Raw genomic sequence first — 2,885 nt, 5'->3', positions numbered from 1 at the left:
ACCTTAAGTATCTATATATGAATAAAATAGTATATAGAGGCAATACCGGGAGAACTGAAACATCTAAGTACCCCGAGGAAAAGAAAGAAACATCGATTTTCAAAGTAGCGGCGAGCGAAATGGAAAGAGCCCGCTTAAAGAAATACTAAGAAAGTATCCGAATGATCTTGGAAAAATCATCCAAAGAAAGTGAAAGACTTGTAGGAAAAGATATTAGTGTTTCAATAAGCTTTACGAGTACCACAAGGCACGAGAAACCTGGTGGGAATACGGGAGGACCACCTCCCAAGGCTAAATACTACTTGGTGACCGATAGAGAACAGTACCGTGAGGGAAAGGTAAAAAGAACCCCGAAAGGGGAGTGAAATAGAACCTGAAACCCTGCGTTTACAAGCAAAGAAAGCACGTGAAAAGTGCAATCTTGTACTTTTTGTAGAACGGGCCAGCGAGTTACTTTTGTAAGCAAGGTTAAGAAGTTAAGCTTCGAAGCCGAAGAGAAATCAAGTCTTAATAGGGCGACATAGTTTACAGGAGTAGACCCGAAACCAGGTGACCTATCCATGAGCAGAGTGAAGTTAAAGTAAAATTTAATGGAGGCTCGAACCGGGTGTGGTTTAAAACACATCGGATGACTTGTGGATAGGGGTGAAAAGCCAATCGAACCTGGAGATAGCTGGTTCTCCTCGAAATAGCTTTAGGGCTAGCCTTTAGGATGTTTAATGGAGGTAGAGCTACTGACTGGTTGCGGGGTGTTTATACATTACCAAAACCTATCAAACTCCGAATGCCAAGAAAACAAACCTAAGGAGTCAGACTATGTGGGATAAGCTTCATAGTCGAAAGGGAAAGAGCCCAGACCATCAGCTAAGGTCCCTAAATACCGATTAAGTGGTAAAGGATGTGAAGTTACCCAAACAACTAGGATGTTGGCTTAGAAGCAGCCATACATTTAAAGAGTGCGTAATAGCTCACTAGTCGAGTGACCTTGCGCCGAAGATTTCCGGGGCTAAATCGGATACCGAAGCTATGGACTCATTCTTGAGTGGTAGAGGAGCATTGTGTAATAGGTAGAAGCAGTATCGAAAGGCGCTGTGGACGAAACACAAGAGAGAATGCTGGCATAAGTAGCGAGAAGGAGTGTGAGAATCACTCCCGTCGAAAACCTAAGGGTTCCTGAGCAAGGCTCGTCCCCTCAGGGTAAGTCGGGACCTAAGGCGAGGCCGAAAGGCGTAGCCGATGGACAAGTAGTAAAAATTCTACTACTATCAATTATCGTATAAATGAAGCGGGGACACAGAAGGATAAGCTAAGCGTACCAGATGGAAGAGTACGCTCAAATAAAAAGGCATGCCCGGAGTAATGACCAGGCTAAGCCAATTTATGATGAGGATCGAAAATAAGTAGAGAAGTAGCCGATTTCACACTGTCAAGAAAAGCCGCTAAATAGATAAAAGATACCCGTACCGTAAACCGACACAGGTAGGAAAGGAGAGAATCCTAAGACGCGCGGAAGAACCTTTGTTAAGGAACTCGGCAAAATGACCCCGTAAGTTAGCGAGAAGGGGAGCCAGAGCGATCTGGCCGCAGTGAATAGGCCCAAGCGACTGTTTACCAAAAACACAAGTTTCTGCTAAGTCGAAAGACGACGTATAGGAGCTGACACCTGCCCGGTGCTGGAAGGTTAAGGGGAAATGTTAGCAATAGCGAAGCATAGAACTTAAGCCCCAGTAAACGGCGGCCGTAACTATAACGGTCCTAAGGTAGCGAAATTCCTTGTCGGGTAAGTTCCGACCCGCACGAAAGGTGTAACGATTTGGGCACTGTCTCAACAAAGGATCCGGTGAAATTGAAGTAATGGTAAAGATGCCATTTACCCGCGACAGGACGGAAAGACCCCATGGAGCTTTACTGTAGGCTGACATTGGATTTCGGTAGTACATGTACAGAATAGGTGGGAGACAAAGATCCTGGTACGCAAGTATCAGAGGAGTCAAAAAGTGGGATACCACTCCTGTAGTGCTGGAATTCTAACCTTGAGCCGTGATCCGGTTTAGGGACACTGTCAGTTGGGCAGTTTGACTGGGGCGGTCGCCTCCCAAAAAGTAACGGAGGCGTTCAAAGGTTCCCTCAGCACGGACGGAAATCGTGCAAAGAGTACAAAGGCAGAAGGGAGCTTAACTGCGAGATAAACAGATCGAGCAGATGAGAAATCAGGACTTAGTGATCCGGTGGTACCACGTGGAAGGGCCATCGCTCAACGGATAAAAGCTACCCTGGGGATAACAGGCTTATCTCCCCCAAGAGTTCATATCGACGGGGAGGTTTGGCACCTCGATGTCGGCTCGTCTCATCCTGGGGCTGAAGTAGGTCCCAAGGGTTGGGCTGTTCGCCCATTAAAGAGGCACGCGAGCTGGGTTCAGAACGTCGCGAGACAGTTCGGTCCCTATCCGTCGTGGGCGTAGGAAATTTGAAAGGAGCTGTCCTTAGTACGAGAGGACCGGGATGGACAAACCAATGGTTTATGAGTTGTAACGCCAGTTGCATAGCTCAGTAGCTACGTTTGGAAAGGATAAGAGCTGAAAGCATCTAAGCACGAAGCCCCCCTTAAGATAAGATTTCCTTTAAGTAAGACACCTTGAAGACCACAAGGTAGATAGGCAGTAAGTGTAAGAGTAGTAATACTTTGAGCCTAACTGTACTAATATGTCGAAAACTTGATCAAAGACGCTTAATTGTGGAATTATGGTTATTAAGAAATGTGGCAGCAATAGCAAGAGGGAAACACCCGTAACCATACCGAACACGGAAGTTAAGGCTCTTAACGCTGAAGGTACTTGGTTGGAGACGACCTGGGATAATAGGTAGCCGCCACTTGATTTAAACAG

At 46.2% G+C, this 2,885-nt stretch carries 2 rRNA genes; both read left to right on the top strand.

What is annotated here, in order from left to right:
- Window positions 1-2,722: ribosomal RNA gene (locus BN3004_RS00030) — 23S ribosomal RNA — on the top strand; the annotation flags it as partial.
- Window positions 2,723-2,757: 35 nt separating this feature from the next.
- Window positions 2,758-2,874 (top strand): 5S ribosomal RNA (gene rrf, locus BN3004_RS00025).
- Window positions 2,875-2,885 lie beyond the last annotated feature (11 nt).

It is taken from the genome of Fenollaria timonensis (assembly GCF_001457835.1).
In the GTDB taxonomy this organism is placed as follows: domain Bacteria; phylum Bacillota; class Clostridia; order Tissierellales; family Peptoniphilaceae; genus Fenollaria; species Fenollaria timonensis.
The sequence above is the reverse complement of the archived record's forward strand: the minus strand, read 5'-3'. Positions and strand labels throughout refer to the sequence as shown.